Below are 16,259 nucleotides of genomic sequence, written 5' to 3' on the forward strand. Positions count from 1 at the left end.
GTCAGGCTCTTTCGCTTTTAGGTTTATAGAACCAGCCGGTAATGGCAATAACAGCCATCACAATCCAGAATGTAGCATTCCAGCCCGTAGATTCAGGGAATTGTTCTGCAATGATCTCTAATGCAGGGTGCGCCAATGTGTGGATAGCCAATTTGATTGCTACCCAGCCGATGATTAGATATGCAGCTGCCTCAAGGCCAGGACGCTTGTCCAGGATTTTTACGATATAAGAAGCCGCAATTCTGATTAGAATTAGGCCTATCATGCCGCCTGCTAATACAACAAGGAATTGACCGCCATCCATTCCGCCAATATGAGGAAGTGGTGTAGCTGATAGGGAAGCTGCAAGTGCTACTGCAGTAAGAATAGAATCCACCGCAAAAGCGATATCCGCTAATTCGACTTTTAATACTGTCATCCAGAATCCGGAGTTTTTCTTGCTGAACGGACTTTCGCCATCTTCCTCGCCGCTGTTTTTCTTCAGTTTAATAAGGTTCGATACACAAATATAAAGTAGATAAAGAGCACCTAAAGCCTGGATTTGCCAAATGTTCACTAAGAAGCTGACAAAGAACAAGGAAGCGAAACGGAAGATGAACGCCCCTCCAAGACCGTACAATAGAGCTTTGCGCTGCTGTTCAGCAGGCAGATGTTTTACGATAAGCGCCATTACAAGCGCATTATCGGCTGCTAGTAATCCTTCCAGTCCAATCAGGACTAGCAAAATCCAGCCATATTCAATTAATAATGAAGAATCCATTCTCCTACCCCTTGTCCAAAACAATGCTCTTGTTCCATTGTGTAGCGAACAAGAGCATTGTTGTTACTGTATTTATTTACTTGAAGAGATACAAATACTCTCCATAACCTTCTTTTTCCATATCGGTGACAGAAATGAATTTCATTGCTGCAGAGTTCATGCAGTACCGCAATCCGCCTGTCGCTTTCGGACCGTCATCGAAAACATGACCGAGATGGGAATCACTCTCAGCCGATCTTACCTCCGTCCGAACCATTCCGTGTGAAAGATCCATATTCTCCTTCACTTCGTATGAATCAAGCGGTCTAGTAAAGCTTGGCCAACCACAGCCAGCGTCATATTGGTCCTTGGAAGAAAACAATGCTTTGCCGGATACGACATCCACGTAGATTCCTTCCTTGGTATTGTTCCAATACTCGTTCTCGAAAGGACGTTCTGTTCCATTCTCCTGCGTAACGTGATACTGGATCGGAGTCAATGTTTCTCTCAGCTTCGCTTTGTCCTTTTTAGGAGCCCAGTTCTTCTTGATGAAATCCTCCCGACCGGAACCACGCTTGTACATCTTATAATGGTACTTATTCTTCTTGTAATAATCCTGGTGTTTCTCTTCTGCCGGATAAAACGGCTTGGCAGGCAGGATCGGGGTCACGATATCCTTCTGGAAACGTCCGCTCTCCTGCAGCTTCGCTTTGGATGCCTCTGCCACTTGCCGCTGCTGTTCATCATGGTAAAAGATCGCAGTTTTGTAAGATTCGCCACGGTCGTGGAACTGACCGCCAGCATCTGTCGGGTCGATCTGCTGCCAAAACGTTTCCACCAGTTTCTCATAAGAGAAAACATCTGGATCGAAAGTAATCTGAACGGCCTCGACATGACCAGTTGTGTTCGAGCACACTTCCTCGTATGTGGGATTTGGTTTGTCGCCGCCTGTGTAACCGGAAACTACTGCTTCGATCCCAGGGCGCTCCGTAAATGGTTCGACCATGCACCAGAAACAGCCTCCTGCAAAGGTAGCGTGTTGTAATGCCATAATAAATCCCTCCTTCATCGTATGCTATATATTTTCCTCTTTTGCAGAAAAAAATCAAGTAGCACGCTTAAATATACATTTTCGGAAGAGACTCTCCAGATCCGCTTTTCTTCGGTTCCTGTTTAGATGGTGGTTTTTCATCCTTAGAGATAGAGGTTAAGATCTTGTCGCCTTCGCCTTCCTCGCTTTTATCCTTTACCTCATCCTTATCCTTTGCTTCGGTCTCAGATGCTGTTTCCTCATCGTCTTCATCAAAGTTGATGTCCTTTAAAGCTTTCATCATCTTAAGCATGGAAGGCAAGTTCTTCACCATCGGCCCATATTCCTGTACCATCGGCATGAAGGACTCAGCCGCTCTTAGTGCGCTTTGTGTATGATTCAGCATGTCAAGTAACGATACTCCGCCAGTAGAACTGCTCCTAGCAGGAAGAGCTGCCCCAACCCCAGTTTGTGCGCCTCTGCTTCCCCGGTTGAGAATCTTTTGCAGAACACCAGGTAAACCGCCAGATGTACGCTGAGGCTGAGGTTGGGGCTGAGGTGCAACTCTTTGGTGGGAAAGAAATGGGTTCCTTCTTACAGGTGGCTGGCCTCGTCGCCCAAAGGCGGAAGGACCGAATAGATTTCTTGCCATTCACATACCTCTTCTCACGTCAATATTTCTACCAGTCTACGCAAGCAAGAAGTATTTTGTTCCATTCTATTCCGTAAGCAGGCAATATATTTCCCTATCCAGCTCCTATTTCCCGGGCAAGCGCAAAATTCTCCCTCTATCTCCTTTTAAAGCAGGGTATTATGTCGTTAATTGACACTTGATAACGAAACAAGCTGATAAGTACAAATAGTTTGCTCCTCTTTCAACGTCAATTCGACAATGATTGCTCTGCCAATTTCGTCGGTATCTTTCGCTCGCTTGATATCAATCGGTTGATGAAGGGGAAATATATGATATCCCTGCAGTTTTAGCTGAAAAATATTTTCTTTGCTGTCAATTCGTTTTTCTTTTCCTTCTGTACGCAGAACTGTTTCAAAATTGATTGGTGTTCCCAAATTGTCTTCCTCCTTATTGGAAAATAAATTTTGCAGATGACCCTGTCGGCGAAGTATCAATCTGCAGTTTTGTATGAATCTCCTCTTTCAGCTGTGGTACATGTGAAATGATGCCGAGTACACGATTGCTCGCCTGCAATCCTTTCAAACTGTCAATGGCCTGCTCAAGTGACACTTCATCCAGTGTACCAAAGCCCTCATCAATGAATAAGGTTTCGAGTTCAACCCCGCCTGCATGCGCTTGAACAACATCAGACATGCCAAGAGCAAGCGATAATGCTGCTTTAAAGCCTTCCCCGCCGGATAATGTCTTGACTGGGCGTTCCTGTCCAGTGTGATGGTCGATCACTTCCAAATCCAATCCGCTTTGAGCACCACGTTTGGCAATCTGCCCGCTTCGTTGGAGCTGATAGCGGTGATCTGTCATTTCTTCTAATCGAATATTCGCCTGAAGAATGATTTCATCCAAGAAGCTGGTTAGCACATAGCGCTCAAAGGAAAGTCGCAGGCTGTTATCTCCTTTTGCTAAATTAGCTAGTTCGCCAATATCGTAATACTGTGTTTTTTGCTCTGCGGCTTCTTCCTGAAGACGTATTAAGGATGTCATAATATCTTTATGGTGAGAGGCGTAGCTTCTTGCCATATTCAGGCTGCTATTTTTTGCTTCGAATACTTTCTCCGCTTCTGTCACTGCTTGTTCAAACAGATTTAAATCTGGCTTTTCCTTTTTATCGGTTTGCTTGAGCAGTGACTCAATCTGTTCAGTAACACTGCGGCGCTGCTGTTCATGCCGCTCCAATTCTTCTTGAAGCTTCCTTACGTTTAGCTCCGAACCGCTGGCTTGCCTGAAAGATTCCGTATCAGAAAATCCTGCTTCTTCGAGCTTAGCGAGAAAAGCTTTTTCCTCCTGGAAGTATGTTTGCTCCAAATCTGCTGTGAATTTTGCAGTTGATTCCAGAGCTGCTGCTATTTGCTGTCTGCTTCTGGAGATCTCCTCGAATTGGTGCTGCAATGCTTCCCATTCGTTATTTGCAGCTTCGATTGCAGCTTCTTCTTGCTTGATTTGATGTTCCCATTCGGAATGATCCTGAAGCACTTCAGGCAGCTGTTTGCGTTGATAACTTATTTCTGCCTCAGCGCGGGTATACGTTTCTTCTAATATACGCAGATCATTTTGGAGCTCTTCTGCGGCCTTCTGCTCTTGTTCAAACGTTTGTTTAAGCTGCTCAAGTGTCTGTCTTTTCTGTTCCAGCTGCTTACGCTCTGCCTGCTTCACACGAAGGGAACCAGTTATTTTGTCCTTTTTCGTTTGTATATCTTGTTTCAGCTCATCCAGTTTTATCTGATCATAAGAAGCTTCTCCAGTGATGTTCTGGTATAGCTCATCTGTCACCTGGCGGATAGCCTGCCCATTCGATTTTGCTTCTACATATTTTTTCTGTACTTCATCATATGCACGCTGGGCCTCTTCGAGCATCATTCTCTTTTGTTTCAGCATCTCAAATGATTGGATATGTGTTGTTGTCTGAGCCGGTGATGGATGCTCGGTAGATCCGCAAACAGGACAAGGTTCACCAGATGCAAGCTGTCCGGCAAGATGGGCGGCGTGATGGGCAGCCTGAGCTTCTTCCATCTCAGCAATCTCACGCCGCAGTTGCTGCACGTTGTTCTCGTTTTCTTGCAGCAGCTGTTTGGTTTGCTGATAAACGGTGCGCATTTCCTGTAACTGGCGGAAAGCATCTTTCAATCGCGCTGCTTCCTCCAATTGTCGTCCAAGTTTCTCAAGTTTTCCCTGATCCTCATAGAATGCTTGAATCAGAGCAGCTTCCTGGCTTAAATCTTGTTCCAGTTTATTTTGCTGGCTCTTTTTATCTGTGTGTGACTCTTTTAACTTATGCAAACGCTGCTGCTTATCTTCAAGCATCTTTTGAAGGCGTGATAACTCTAGTTTGCGCTTCTCATATTCTTTCCATTGTTCGAGCTGCTGCTTTTGTAGCTGCAGCTTTTCTTGGCGGCTTTTTCGCTGCGGTTCCTGCTCTTTTGCTTTTGTGTAAGAAGAGGAGATGGTGGTGTACCGCTGCTCTAGCACATCTTTTCTTTCTTTTGTCTCTTGCTGGGCTTTTACTTGACGCTGCCATTCCTGTTTACGGGTGACGAGCTGCTGCTCGTACGGCACTAAGCGGTTTGCGCGCTCCATATCATGAAGGCGCTGCTGTTTTTGTTTGATATCAGGAAGCTTGTGCACGAGCTGTTCTTTTTGAACAAGCGCTTGCTCCAACTGTTTGAACGTGTCAAGAAGGTGCTTTGCTTCATAATATTGTTGCTGACGTTCCTGCCAAATATTTTTATGCTGTACAAGTTCCTGCTCGCCCTGCCTAACAGCAGTTGTTATAGCCTCAAGTTCTATTTGCAGCTTCTGCATCGTCTCGGGTACACTGTCTGTCTCCGCTGGCTCCTGTGTACGCCATTCGATTTTGCTGATTTGCTGCTGTTCTTTCCATTCAGTCTGCTGCAAACTATCTTTCAGTTGTTTGGCTTCGTCCTTTAGTGCATCTGTCATTCGTTCATAAAAGTACGTGCGGAAGATGCGTTGAAGAATTTCTTCCCGTTCTTTGCTGTTCTCAGAGATGAGCTTCCGGAATTCTCCTTGAGGAATCATGATCATTTTACGGAATTGTTCATAATCGAGGCCAATTTTCTCTTCGATTGCCTCGTTCACTTCCTTGATCCTGGAAGTGATGAGTATCTGCTCCCCATCTTTCCACTCATAAAATTCTGCTCTTGCCGGATCATCCGTAAAGCCGTCTCCGCGTTCTTTCTTTTTCTGCTGTTTCGGATAACGGATGACTTCATATTCCGTACCGCGAAGTGCAAAACGGTATCGTACCTCTGTTGTTTCACCTGGTGCTGCGTAATGGCTGCGAAGAGAATCTTGGTCACGATCACTTCCACTGGCCCGTCCATACAAACTGTAACATATCGCATCAAAAATGGTTGTCTTTCCTGCACCTGTCGGACCTGTGATTAAGAAGATGGATTCTGCTCCAAGCTCTCTGAAATCAATGGTCTGTGGTTTATGATATGGACCGAAAGCGGTCATATTCAATGTAATGGCACGCATATCAGCTTCTCCTCTCTTGCTCGATCAGACGCTGGATGACCGCTTCCATATGAGTCTGACGGTGTTCCGGTATAGCTTCACCTTTCATTTCCTCATAAAAGGCAGCAAATAGCTGCATATGCGACATGCGCTGCTTTTCCTTGATTTGTTTGATATCAGACATGGAGCTGGCGCCGACCTTAGCCTTTCGTTCTAATCGAAGGATATTTGGATACAGTTTACGGAGTTTCCCCATAGGATCCAGCAGCTGCCCGTCATCCAATAAACGTATATGCAAGTAATCGTTTGGATTTCCTGCCGATCCTTCCATTAAATCATCAAAGTATCCTTCCACAATGCGCATATCACGTTCAGGTACAAGATCAATCTTCTCAAATGATTTGAATCCGGCAGCATCAAGCTCCACCATCGTCACCGATTTCTTATGATTTGCCTCCGAAAAGGAATACTTGAGCGGTGAACCGCTGTAGCGTATATGATCACTGACGATTCGCTGTGCCTGATGCAAATGCCCAAACGCTGCATACGTAAATGGTTTAAAAAGAGCTGCATCCACATACGGACTTCCGCCAATCATGGAGAGACGTTCTTCAGAGTCAGATTCCATACCGCCTGCCAAAAAGGCATGTCCAACAAATACATGACGTTCTGTCATGTCATATGTGTCTGTAATATAGGAAATTATTTGCTCCATTGCTCGTTGATGGGTAGTAATGCTGTTATCTCCAAAGAACGCACGTACATCAGCTGGCTCTGTATATGGAATAAGGTGAAAATGGACGGGACCATGTGCATCTACCAGTGTGACTGATGTCATTCCAGGCCTCAGCTTCGTTTCAATGTACAGCTTACTTGCCTTGAACAGTTGGCTGCCAAAATCGAGGCGATCCGGGCTGTCATGGTTGCCGCTAATGGACAATACAGGTATTTCCTTATCACCGATAAGCCAGTTCCATGTATTGTTGAGCAGTTCCACTGCATCTCGGGGCGGAATAGCCCGATCATATAAATCGCCTGCTACGATGACCGCATCAGGCTGTTCTCTATCAATTATCGTTTTGATCTGCTCCAGGATAAGAGCTTGGTCTTCTGTCATATGTACGCTATTGACAATCTTACCAAGATGCCAATCAGCGGTATGCAATAGTTTCATAACGAATTCCTCCTGCTATTATTCTAGCATGATTTAGAAAAGGGTGGTATGGGAAGAACCGGCAGGAAACTGCTAGTCTTGCTTTCTTCTATGAAAAGGGCATTTGGAAGGCGAACTATTGTCATCATGGAGAAAGTACTGCTTCCATTCGAGATTGTCCTTATTGCCGTATGCATTCAAATCCGGATGTATATCACTTGAATCGTATTTGAGGATACGTTCCCGGATTTTCTGCTTGATACCAGCAGCAGCTTTTGGTTTTGATTCGAATGTCTCCAGTACCCATCTTGGTGTTATGGCTAACATCATACACGGGAAATGCCGGCTTTTCTTATTGGAATGTACTGGCGTGGCACAATACATGAAATATTGCTCACCCCCAAAGCAATATTCCCACAATGCATTTGCTGGATCATTTGGAATGTGAATTGGCCAGCTCTGTTGATCGTGAGCTGTCGTCTTGCTGAGCAGATTCCAAAAAATATCGAAATAAGCAGGTACATCAAGGTGTAGCTCCTGCTGCTTCGTTGTATCAAAGAAAATAATGAGGGAAGTATAAGAACCAAATTCCTTTGCTTGCTGTCCGTATGTGTGCAAAAAATCCGCCAGCTGCTTAGTTGCATCCTCTGTCGTAGGATCAACCGCAAAACCGTAACGGAATTGTCCAAGCCTATGGCCTACCGTGGCCGGTATGCAAGGGAACAGGGATTGCTGATCGTATAATTTACTATGGAAGGCGAGTAGTGCTTCTTGCTGCCAAGAAGTCTTGAGGTGATTTTCAGCATTAGAGCTGTCGAACAAGATCGTCATCACATGTTCTCCTTTTCCTGGGTTTATCCCTAGTAATTTATTCAGGATGGAGATAGCAGGTGAATAACAGGAATTATGAAGATATGCGCCAAACGTTCTGCTGTGGATGAATGGCAAGAATTCGGTCCAGTCTGAATGTGCGCAGCTGTTTGCGCAAAAAACAATAGCCAGTCACTGATGCGTCATTGATTCGTTCGATCTTTACCTGGCGCTTCGTCAAGGAGCCATCCTTTGCCATATAAATCATCGTAACCTGCTGCTCTATGAATTTCGCCAATGCGGCTCTTTCCATTAAGATCCCTGCTTTCTGTATAAATTCATATATTTATTATATACGAACGTATGTTCCGTGTCACTTGAAAAAGAACACACGTTCGATTATACTATTTACAGGAGGAATGACGTATGGTGAATGATCGCGGGAAAATCAAATGGACATCCTTGATGCTGCCTGAGCATGTGGAGATGCTGCAGCAAATGGGGCGGGAGATCGGAAAAGCAACTCCCCCGATCATGGATGAACAGCAGCTGGAAGAATTGGAACAGAAGGTTCGTTATATTCAGGTAGGCAAAACGAAAGCCAGTATGATGTACCGAAAAGGGCGCAATGTGGAAAATGCGTCAGGCATCGTTACAGGACTGAAGCAGTCCGAGCAATATTTGCTTCTGGATACAATGGATAGGCTGTATCCTATTCGCATTCCATTCGACCATATTATAGATATCACATTGCATTAAAAAGAGCCGCTCCCATCTGGGAGCGGCTCTTTTAGTGCAGCAGAAAAATTAATGTGTCATATTTTCCGCTGGAGCTTCATTGGAAGTATATGTTTTTGTGTCCAATTCGCCAAGTGTTCGGCTGGTAACAAGTCCTGATACCATTGATCCGCTAACGTTGAGTGCTGTCCGCCCCATATCAATCAGTGGTTCAACCGATATTAACACTCCTGCTAAAGCTACGGGTAAATTCATCGTAGAAAGAACAATCAAAGAAGCAAATGTTGCTCCTCCGCCTACTCCTGCTACACCGAATGAGCTGATCATAACAACTAGTATTAAGGTTACAATGAATGACGGTGATAAAGGATTTATTCCTTGAGAAGGCGCAATCATAACCGCGAGCATAGCTGGATAGATTCCAGCACATCCATTTTGTCCGATTGTGATACCAAATGATGCTGAGAAATTGGCGATAGATTCTGGTACACCTAATTTATTTCGCTGTGCTTCAACGTTCAGCGGCAGAGTTCCAGCACTCGTACGGGAAGTGAAGGCAAAAGCCAATACCGGAAAGACCTTTTTTAGATACTGCTTTGGACTTAGTCCAAGTACAGCCAGAACAATCAAATGAACAACGAACATAGCAATCAGCGCGACGTAAGAAGCGATAACAAACTTACCTAATGTTGCGATTGCGTTAAAATCACTGCCTGCAACTGTCTTTGCCATCAAAGCAAGTATGCCATATGGCGTTAAACGCAATACCAATGTGACAATACGCATGACAAGACTATGCAGCGCTTCAATTATTTTTTGGAAGAAAGCAGCATGCTCAGGTGTCTTTCTCTTTATTCCAAGGTAAGCTACTCCAACAAATGCCGCAAATATGACTACTGCAATCGTGGAAGTAGGTCTTGCTCCTGTCAAATCCAAGAATGGATTAGCAGGTAGGAATTCTAATATTTTTTGTGGGACTGTTGTACTTTGTACTTCAGTCAGGCTTGTTTCCAAATCTTCTCCGCGCGTTATTTCCGCATCACCAGCAGTTATATCAATTGCTTTCAGATCGAAACCTGCAGCAGCTGCAATACCGATTGCTGCGGCGATTGCTGTAGTCACCATAAGTGTACCGATGACAAGTCCACTTATCTTTCCAAGATTAGAAGACTTCTCTAGTCTCGTGAAAGCAGCTACAATCGAAATGAAAACTAGCGGCATAACGATCATCTGCAAAAGCTTCACATATCCGCTTCCCACCAACCCAAACCAATCATTTGTCATGACGATGGTTTCAGAAGCCGAGTCATAAACCAACTGCAATATAACTCCGTATACAATACCGAGACCTAACCCGGTCAGTACTCGTTTAGAAAAGGAAATATGCTTCTTCTGCATGTAAAAGAGTAAGCCGATTAAGCCTAAAAGAATAATAATGTTCACAAATGTGAATAAGTCCAATTAAATCATCCTCCTTATTAAATGATATAATTCCAATCAACTAAGTATGAATTGACCTTTTACACAATACCATGATGGAAAGATTATGTAAATATGAATCTGTGATTAGGAAATGAGCAGGTAAGGTGTTGGATACTGTTTAATCATATGAATTCACCACAACAAAAACCGGTTCCTCTAATCGGAACCGGTTTTCATCAATCAGCGAAACGTAGAAGATTACCATTCAGGATTGCATCTGAATAATATAAATCTTTATTGCGCTTTTCAAAATAAGGAGAGCATTTTTCCATTTTTGTCTGTTCAGCTGAAGTCTTATCATAGCAAAGCTGTTTTGTGTAGATAACTTCCTCCGAAACAAAATCACCATCTCGAAAAACAACGAATGGATCACGATCAACAGCTAGCAGATCCTGGCCGAAATTAGGAAAAGCAGCCGTATCCACGCCAAGCAGATGCAAGATGGTTGGCTGGATATCAATCTGTCCTCCAGGACTATGAAAGGTTTTTCCCTCCTGTCCAGGTACATGAATGATCAGCGGAACCCGCTGCAAGTCAAGCTCTTCCGGTGTCGAGAGATTCTCATTCAGATAGGATGCAATTCCATCATAATAATTCTCTGATATCCCATAATGATCACCAACTAGCACAATGATGGAATCTTCGTATAAGCCGGTGCGTTTCAGTTCACCAAAAAATTCTTTAAGTGCTTCATCCTCATATCGTACAGTCTGGAAGTAGCGGTCCACGACATCGAGACCTGTATCTGCTTCTTCTATTAGTATATCCTCTTCATCCAACAGAAATGGGAAATGGTTCGTAAGCAACAGAAACTTGCTGTAAAACGGCTGTTTCAGTTCTTCCAGATAAGGCATGGATTGCTCGAGGAAAGCCTCATCCTTTATACCGTAATTAACGGAATTTTCTTCGGAAACTTGATAAGAATCCTTAGAGAAGAATTCATCATAGCCAAAAGCATCATATGCTTCCTCCCGATTCCAGAAACTGCCGACATTGCCGTGGAACGAAGCGCTGTGATATCCAGATTTTGTAAGGATTTCGGGCATAGCAATAAACTCATTCTCCGGCCGTCTTACATAAACAGAACCGCTTGGAAGCGGATAGAAAGACTGATCGAACATGAATTCAGCGTCCGAGGTCTTTCCCTGAGCAGTCTGGTGATAAATCTGATCGAAATAGAAACTTTCCTCTATCAAACTGTTCAGGAAAGGAGTGATTTCCTCTCCTTTCACTTTTCTATCGATGACAAATTGCTGGGTGGATTCCAAGTTAACTAAGATGACGTTCTTTCCTTTTGCAACGCCAAAATATTCTGATGTGATATCTGTGTCGGCAGCTGCCAAGTACGCTGCAGCTTTCTTGTAATCCTGTTTTGTCGCAAATGTACTGCTGAGCTCTGCGCGCGTTGTTTGGTAAATGTCATATCCATGATAATATACAGGTCCTAGTGTACTCACCATTGCTGATCGGTTATAACTGCCATCATGCTGATCTCCTCCGCCGATAAAGGAACATCCGACATTAATACCAATTAATAACGCAGTGCACACAACGAGAATACCCTTTCGTTTCCACTTGAAAGCTGCAGGATGCGGACGTTTGAAGATCCACCATAAAAGAAGAATCATAGCATCTGCAAAAAGCAATAAGTCCAGCGGATCAATCAATTCAGCAGTGCTTTGGCTGAGTCCCCCGACATTTTTGAACTGAAAAAGAATAGGCAGTGTTACAAAGTCGATATAAAAACGAAAATACAGCAGATTTCCGTATAAAATTCCAGTTATGATGATATGTAAAATAAGAAATGCGCCTGCGCGCAGCTTTCTGGCAAATAGATACAACAGGACAAACAATACTGCAACGGATGACATACAGGACAGGAATAGCAGCATGTAATCAAATGGTTCATATAGAGGTAAATCGAAATAGATGATACAAATAAAGTACATTTTACATAAAAGGAGAACTGCCCCTACCGAGCAGAATCCTTTAGCGGTAGCAAGAAAATTCATTAGGCGATTGTTTCCTTCTTTCCGATCAGAACGGCAAGCGCATCTGTCACATGCTCCAAATCCTTCTCCTTATGATGTCCCATGACGGAAATCTGCACCCAATTGCGTTCGATAAGGTAACTGCTATTGCAGCTTATCAAATAGCCTTTCTTTGCGAGCTCACGGCCTACGATGTCCGCGCGCTGCTCCTTCGGCAGAACGATAGTAACAATTCCAGGTGCCCAGGCTGCATCTGCTAAGAGTGTCAATCCCTTCTCTCTGCAAAGTTTGATCAGTATTTCTGTCAATTCACCGACCCGATGCAGCAGCTTTGCATCTTCCCATTGATCTATTGCAGCAGACAAAGCTCTGGTCAAGTTAGATGAATGCGTGAACGGCGCGCTGTCATATGTATGGTAAAGACCGAGGTCCAGATATCGCGGCATGCTATTAGATATTTCAATTGTGTGGTGATAAAACACGAAAGCCAATCCAGCATAAGACGCTATGCCCTTTCCGCTGCCTGCGGTGGCTAGGAACACATCTTGCAAATTAAGTGGTACATTGCCTAGGGAGCTGCAGCAGTCCAGAACCAACCTGCTGCCTGTCTTCTTCGCAATGTACTTCAGCTGATCTAAGTCTTGCAGCACACTGGTTGAGGTTTCCAAATGGACAGCCCATATCCAGTCGGCATTACAAGCTTTTGCCTCTGCCAATATGTGTTCATAATCAAAGCTTTCACCCCAGGGTATTTCCACTGTGCTGAAATGCAGACCCGCCCGCTGCGCATGATCTGTCAGCCTCGAGCCGAACTCTCCATTAACAAGAATCAGGCCCCGCTGATTCAATATGTGTAACTGAGCTGCTACGGCATCGTTTCCTAGTGTCCCGGTTCCAAGCAGTATTTGGACATGCCTTGTTTGGGTCAAACTTTTCAATCGCCCTCGCAGGTGATGGAGCTGATCAAGAAACGCAGGTGCACGGTGAGAGCATGCTGTCTCACCCATTGCCTTTTTTACTTGGTCAGCCATTGGAACAGGACCTGGCAGGAAACTGATCGGATCTTGGCTTTGTAGAATGCGCTGAAAAGCTCGCGCTTTGCGCTGGAACAGTTCTTCCGTCACATACATCGGTTGGTATTGTGCCTCTCCTGACCCAGTTAACGGTCCGAATGGAACGAATCCCATATGCTTATACAGCTTTTGCTGACGCAAGATGCCGGAAATTACAGCCATATCAAACCCATTATTAAGACAGTATTGGATAATCGCTTCTGCAAGTCTGAAAAATACAAATCTATCCCGATATTCTTTTTCGACTGCCAGCAATCTGATCTCACATTTAGTATCATGAGGAGGCAAATAATCGTCCAACCCCTCTACTTTTTCATCAAGTGAAAACGGCCTGACAGAGCGGATAGCGATCATCGCAACGACCTTCTGATCATCAAGCCCAATAATATATGTATTTTCCAAATTGAACTTATCGATTCTTTTACGTTCCTGATTGGGTTCGAACTGTGGAATTTCCTCCGTGAAGGTGCGGTAATTTAGCGCATGCACCTGTTCAATCTCCCAAGGTTCTGTGGCAATCTTGTATTGTAGTTGTGTCGAATTCATCGTATGTCACCTTTCGTTACGTAATAGCATATAGCTCCAAGCAGCTTTCAGATGCGTATGGTGGGCTACCAGGATAAGGACAGTCACTACAACGTAAACAGCGATAGTTAGCATGTCCAATCGTAAAAATGGGAGCAGCAGAGCAGTGCATGCATAAGCAAGTAACCCTGAGATGCTAAATTTTCTAACAAAAAGATAGATACATAGAAAAACAGCGAGCAGCAGGAAAGTTGCTTGGTTAGAGAAGATGACAAGTGCTCCGAGGGAAACTGCTATTCCTTTGCCTCCTTTAAAACGAAGCTGAATGGGAAATATATGACCCAGAACTGCTGCAATCACACCCAAACCTGCAATAATCTCAGTCTGACCGCTCCAGCGGATAAGCAGCACAGCTAGCATACCCTTAGCTAAATCGAAAACAAGCACCCACAAGAAACCTTTCTTTCCCATCGCTCTTCCGGCATTCGTTGCTCCTGCATTCCCGCTTCCAGTCGAGCGTATATCGATTCCATGCTTCCATTTCACCATATAATAGGCTCCATTTAGAGAGCCCAGCAGATATGCCAATATGAGACTTATTATAGCAAGCCCGACGACTTCCATAAACTTACACCACCTTGCATTAGTTCCATAGTATAAATAAATATCTGAAACTTCAATGACATTTGACAAAATTTTACCTAAAGATGGAATAAAAATGCCTGTATCTGCTGATACAGGCATAATAATCACTTATTCTGTTGTTTCATAAGTTCGCCATAGACGATCAAAAACCTGCAGCGCTCCATGGAAAGGACTGTTCCATTCCAAGTATTCGCTGATTTCGTCATAGGATGAGCTATGCTTCGGAAAATTATGATCTCCAAACATCCAGTCAGCAAGACGACTCTCATCTGTTGGCTTCTTCCGTCCTCGGTATGTCATCATAAAATGATAAAAAGAACGCATTTATTCACCTTCTTTCGGTAGTACTCCTCTCTTCTTCCTCCACACAGGATAATAAATTGTCAGCACTATAAGTAAGAAGAAAAAAACAGGTGGCAAAAATACATACAACATTTAGTGCCCTAACCGATCATATTGAATGAAGTAGTAATCGTATGGATTTCGTTCATCTTTGACGCCCTTCTCACGTGATGTTTCCTGCCACTTATTCAAAGGAAAGTCAGGGAAGTACGTATCTGCCGGAAAGCTTTCCTCTATATACGTCATATAAATACGATCAGCGATCTCCAATGTCTGGGAAAAAATCTCGCTTCCACCGATAATGAAAATCTCTTTTTCGGAGTGCTCGTCCGCTAATTCCTTTACTGCATTCACATCATGCAAAATTGTAACACCATCTGCTTTGAATGCTTTATCCCTCGTGAGCACGACATTCGTCCGATTCGGCAGTGCACCATTCATAGAATCGAGCGTCTTCCTCCCCATGACGATGATTTGACCGGTCGTCTTTTCTTTGAAGAATCGCAGATCTCGCGGAAGTCTCCACGGAAGGTCATTCTCATACCCGATGCCTCGGTTCTGATCCATTGCAAATAATAATGAAATCATACTTGTCCCTCCTTAAACGGCGACTGGTGCTTTGATGGCAGGATGTGGTTCATATCCGATGATCTCCAAGTCTTCCATAGAAGCATCGAAAACAGAATGCAAGCTGTCTTTAATCTGCAATGTTGGCAATGCTTTCGGTGTACGGCTTAGTTGCGTCTCCACTTGCTCAAGATGGTTCGTATATAAATGGGCATCTCCAATTGTATGGATGAATTCCCCGACTTCCAATCCACATTCTTTGGCGATCAAATGTGTCAGTAAACTATAGCTGGCAATATTGAATGGGATACCAAGGAAAATATCGCCGCTGCGCTGATAAAGCTGGCAAGAAAGTTTATTGTCCGCTACATAGAATTGGAACATTGTATGACAAGGCGGGAGCGCCATCGATGGTACATCTTCTGGATTCCATGCGGAAACTATCAATCTTCTGGAGTCTGGATTTTTCTTGATCGTTTCAATTATGTCTTGCAATTGATCGATACTTTCTCCTTGTGTCGTCTTCCAGTTTCGCCACTGCTTTCCATACACGTCCCCAAGATGGCCAAAACGTTCGCTAAAGACATCATCGGTTAGAATCTGCTGCTTGAAGCGTCCCATTTGCTTTTCATAGGCTTCACGGAAGTTATCATCTTGCAGTGAACGGCGTCCAAAATCGGTCATATCCGGACCGTCATATGCTTCACTTTCCACCCAATTCTTAAACGCCCATTCATTCCAGATGTTATTGTTATGCTGCAGTAAATAACGGATATTTGTATCTCCCTTTAGGAACCAAAGCAGTTCGCTTGCGATAAGCCGGAAAGGGACTTTTTTTGTTGTCAGCAATGGAAAACCTTTTTGCAGGTCAAAGCGCATCTGGTAGCCGAATACAGAAACTGTGCCAGTGCCTGTACGATCTTCTTTCTTTGTGCCATTTTCAAGAACATATCTGCATAGATCCAGATAAGCTTGTTCAGAGGTTGTCATAAGATA

The 16,259-nt window shown here is 44.0% G+C and carries 16 protein-coding genes; 1 reads left to right on the forward strand and 15 read right to left on the reverse strand.

The window, feature by feature from the left end; translation table 11 throughout:
- Position 1: 1 nt before the first annotated feature.
- The 8 genes from CHH48_RS03080 to CHH48_RS03115 all read right to left on the reverse strand — a co-directional run bounded on the left by CHH48_RS03080 (position 2) and on the right by CHH48_RS03115 (position 8,213).
- The gene (locus tag CHH48_RS03080; RefSeq protein WP_095217856.1) at positions 2–760 is read right to left on the reverse strand and encodes a TerC family protein; all 759 of its coding nucleotides are present in this window, start codon (positions 758–760) and stop codon (positions 2–4) included.
- Between the two features lie 76 nt (positions 761–836).
- Entirely contained in the window at positions 837–1,790 is a 954-nt protein-coding gene (gene msrA, locus CHH48_RS03085) for a peptide-methionine (S)-S-oxide reductase MsrA (protein WP_095217857.1), read from the reverse strand.
- A gap of 67 nt (positions 1,791–1,857) precedes the next feature.
- A complete protein-coding gene (gene vrrA / locus CHH48_RS03090; protein ID WP_095217858.1) occupies positions 1,858–2,421 on the reverse strand; it encodes a VrrA/YqfQ family protein in 564 nt (187 codons plus the stop codon).
- Between the two features lie 167 nt (positions 2,422–2,588).
- Positions 2,589–2,837, reverse strand: a complete 249-nt coding sequence (locus CHH48_RS03095) for a DUF2584 family protein (protein WP_095217859.1) — start codon at positions 2,835–2,837, stop codon at positions 2,589–2,591.
- A gap of 13 nt (positions 2,838–2,850) precedes the next feature.
- Entirely contained in the window at positions 2,851–5,958 is a 3,108-nt protein-coding gene (locus CHH48_RS03100) for an AAA family ATPase (protein ID WP_095217860.1), read from the reverse strand.
- A gap of 1 nt (position 5,959) precedes the next feature.
- A complete protein-coding gene (locus CHH48_RS03105) occupies positions 5,960–7,111 on the reverse strand; it encodes an exonuclease SbcCD subunit D (protein ID WP_095217861.1) in 1,152 nt (383 codons plus the stop codon).
- Between the two features lie 72 nt (positions 7,112–7,183).
- The gene (locus tag CHH48_RS03110) at positions 7,184–7,921 is read right to left on the reverse strand and encodes a YqcI/YcgG family protein (RefSeq protein ID WP_095217862.1); all 738 of its coding nucleotides are present in this window, start codon (positions 7,919–7,921) and stop codon (positions 7,184–7,186) included.
- A 73-nt stretch (positions 7,922–7,994) separates the two neighbouring features.
- Positions 7,995–8,213, reverse strand: a complete 219-nt coding sequence (locus CHH48_RS03115) for a transcriptional regulator (protein WP_095217863.1) — start codon at positions 8,211–8,213, stop codon at positions 7,995–7,997.
- A 113-nt stretch (positions 8,214–8,326) separates the two neighbouring features.
- On the opposite strand from CHH48_RS03115, the gene CHH48_RS03120 reads away from it, so the two are divergent.
- Entirely contained in the window at positions 8,327–8,659 is a 333-nt protein-coding gene (locus CHH48_RS03120; protein WP_095217864.1) for a YolD-like family protein, read from the forward strand.
- Positions 8,660–8,707: 48 nt separating this feature from the next.
- Here CHH48_RS03120 and CHH48_RS03125 read toward each other — a convergent pair whose 3' ends face one another.
- The 7 genes from CHH48_RS03125 to CHH48_RS03155 all read right to left on the reverse strand — a co-directional run bounded on the left by CHH48_RS03125 (position 8,708) and on the right by CHH48_RS03155 (position 16,253).
- A complete protein-coding gene (locus CHH48_RS03125) occupies positions 8,708–10,099 on the reverse strand; it encodes an L-cystine transporter (RefSeq protein WP_245840291.1) in 1,392 nt (463 codons plus the stop codon).
- Positions 10,100–10,296: 197 nt separating this feature from the next.
- Positions 10,297–12,132: an LTA synthase family protein gene (locus CHH48_RS03130; protein ID WP_095217865.1), complete on the reverse strand. Its 1,836-nt coding sequence runs from the start codon at positions 12,130–12,132 to the stop codon at positions 10,297–10,299.
- Complete coding sequence (locus CHH48_RS03135) at positions 12,132–13,730, reverse strand: GNAT family N-acetyltransferase (protein ID WP_095217866.1); 1,599 nt, start codon at positions 13,728–13,730, stop codon at positions 12,132–12,134. The genes CHH48_RS03130 and CHH48_RS03135 overlap by 1 nt, the downstream gene beginning before the upstream one ends.
- A gap of 6 nt (positions 13,731–13,736) precedes the next feature.
- Positions 13,737–14,453 carry a glycerol-3-phosphate 1-O-acyltransferase PlsY gene (gene plsY / locus CHH48_RS03140; protein ID WP_095217867.1) on the reverse strand — a complete coding sequence of 239 codons (717 nt, stop codon included), beginning with the start codon at positions 14,451–14,453 and terminating at the stop codon, positions 13,737–13,739.
- A gap of 9 nt (positions 14,454–14,462) precedes the next feature.
- Positions 14,463–14,678: a YozE family protein gene (locus CHH48_RS03145; RefSeq protein WP_095217868.1), complete on the reverse strand. Its 216-nt coding sequence runs from the start codon at positions 14,676–14,678 to the stop codon at positions 14,463–14,465.
- A gap of 111 nt (positions 14,679–14,789) precedes the next feature.
- Positions 14,790–15,284, reverse strand: coding sequence for a dihydrofolate reductase (locus CHH48_RS03150; RefSeq protein ID WP_095217869.1), 495 nt, complete (start codon positions 15,282–15,284; stop codon positions 14,790–14,792).
- Between the two features lie 12 nt (positions 15,285–15,296).
- Positions 15,297–16,253, reverse strand: a complete 957-nt coding sequence (locus CHH48_RS03155) for a thymidylate synthase (protein WP_095217870.1) — start codon at positions 16,251–16,253, stop codon at positions 15,297–15,299.
- Positions 16,254–16,259: the final 6 nt, after the last annotated feature.

It is taken from the genome of Terribacillus saccharophilus, assembly GCF_002272075.1.
Classification (GTDB): domain Bacteria; phylum Bacillota; class Bacilli; order Bacillales; family Amphibacillaceae; genus Terribacillus; species Terribacillus saccharophilus_A.

What these genes read in the sequence shown, in the direction of transcription:
- CHH48_RS03150 (WP_095217869.1), bottom strand. Translation starts at nt 15,284, where the DNA reads ATGATTTCATTATTATTTGCAATGGATCAGAACCGAGGCATCGGGTAT.
- CHH48_RS03155 (WP_095217870.1), bottom strand. Translation starts at nt 16,253, where the DNA reads ATGACAACCTCTGAACAAGCTTATCTGGATCTATGCAGATATGTTCTT.
- CHH48_RS03135 (WP_095217866.1), bottom strand. Translation starts at nt 13,730, where the DNA reads ATGAATTCGACACAACTACAATACAAGATTGCCACAGAACCTTGGGAG.
- CHH48_RS03120 (WP_095217864.1), top strand. Translation starts at nt 8,327, where the DNA reads ATGGTGAATGATCGCGGGAAAATCAAATGGACATCCTTGATGCTGCCT.
- msrA (WP_095217857.1), bottom strand. Translation starts at nt 1,790, where the DNA reads ATGGCATTACAACACGCTACCTTTGCAGGAGGCTGTTTCTGGTGCATG.
- CHH48_RS03145 (WP_095217868.1), bottom strand. Translation starts at nt 14,678, where the DNA reads ATGCGTTCTTTTTATCATTTTATGATGACATACCGAGGACGGAAGAAG.
- plsY (WP_095217867.1), bottom strand. Translation starts at nt 14,453, where the DNA reads ATGCCTGTATCAGCAGATACAGGCATTTTTATTCCATCTTTAGGTAAA.
- vrrA (WP_095217858.1), bottom strand. Translation starts at nt 2,421, where the DNA reads ATGGCAAGAAATCTATTCGGTCCTTCCGCCTTTGGGCGACGAGGCCAG.
- CHH48_RS03110 (WP_095217862.1), bottom strand. Translation starts at nt 7,921, where the DNA reads ATGACGATCTTGTTCGACAGCTCTAATGCTGAAAATCACCTCAAGACT.
- CHH48_RS03105 (WP_095217861.1), bottom strand. Translation starts at nt 7,111, where the DNA reads ATGAAACTATTGCATACCGCTGATTGGCATCTTGGTAAGATTGTCAAT.
- CHH48_RS03100 (WP_095217860.1), bottom strand. Translation starts at nt 5,958, where the DNA reads ATGCGTGCCATTACATTGAATATGACCGCTTTCGGTCCATATCATAAA.
- CHH48_RS03115 (WP_095217863.1), bottom strand. Translation starts at nt 8,213, where the DNA reads ATGGAAAGAGCCGCATTGGCGAAATTCATAGAGCAGCAGGTTACGATG.
- CHH48_RS03130 (WP_095217865.1), bottom strand. Translation starts at nt 12,132, where the DNA reads ATGAATTTTCTTGCTACCGCTAAAGGATTCTGCTCGGTAGGGGCAGTT.
- CHH48_RS03080 (WP_095217856.1), bottom strand. Translation starts at nt 760, where the DNA reads ATGGATTCTTCATTATTAATTGAATATGGCTGGATTTTGCTAGTCCTG.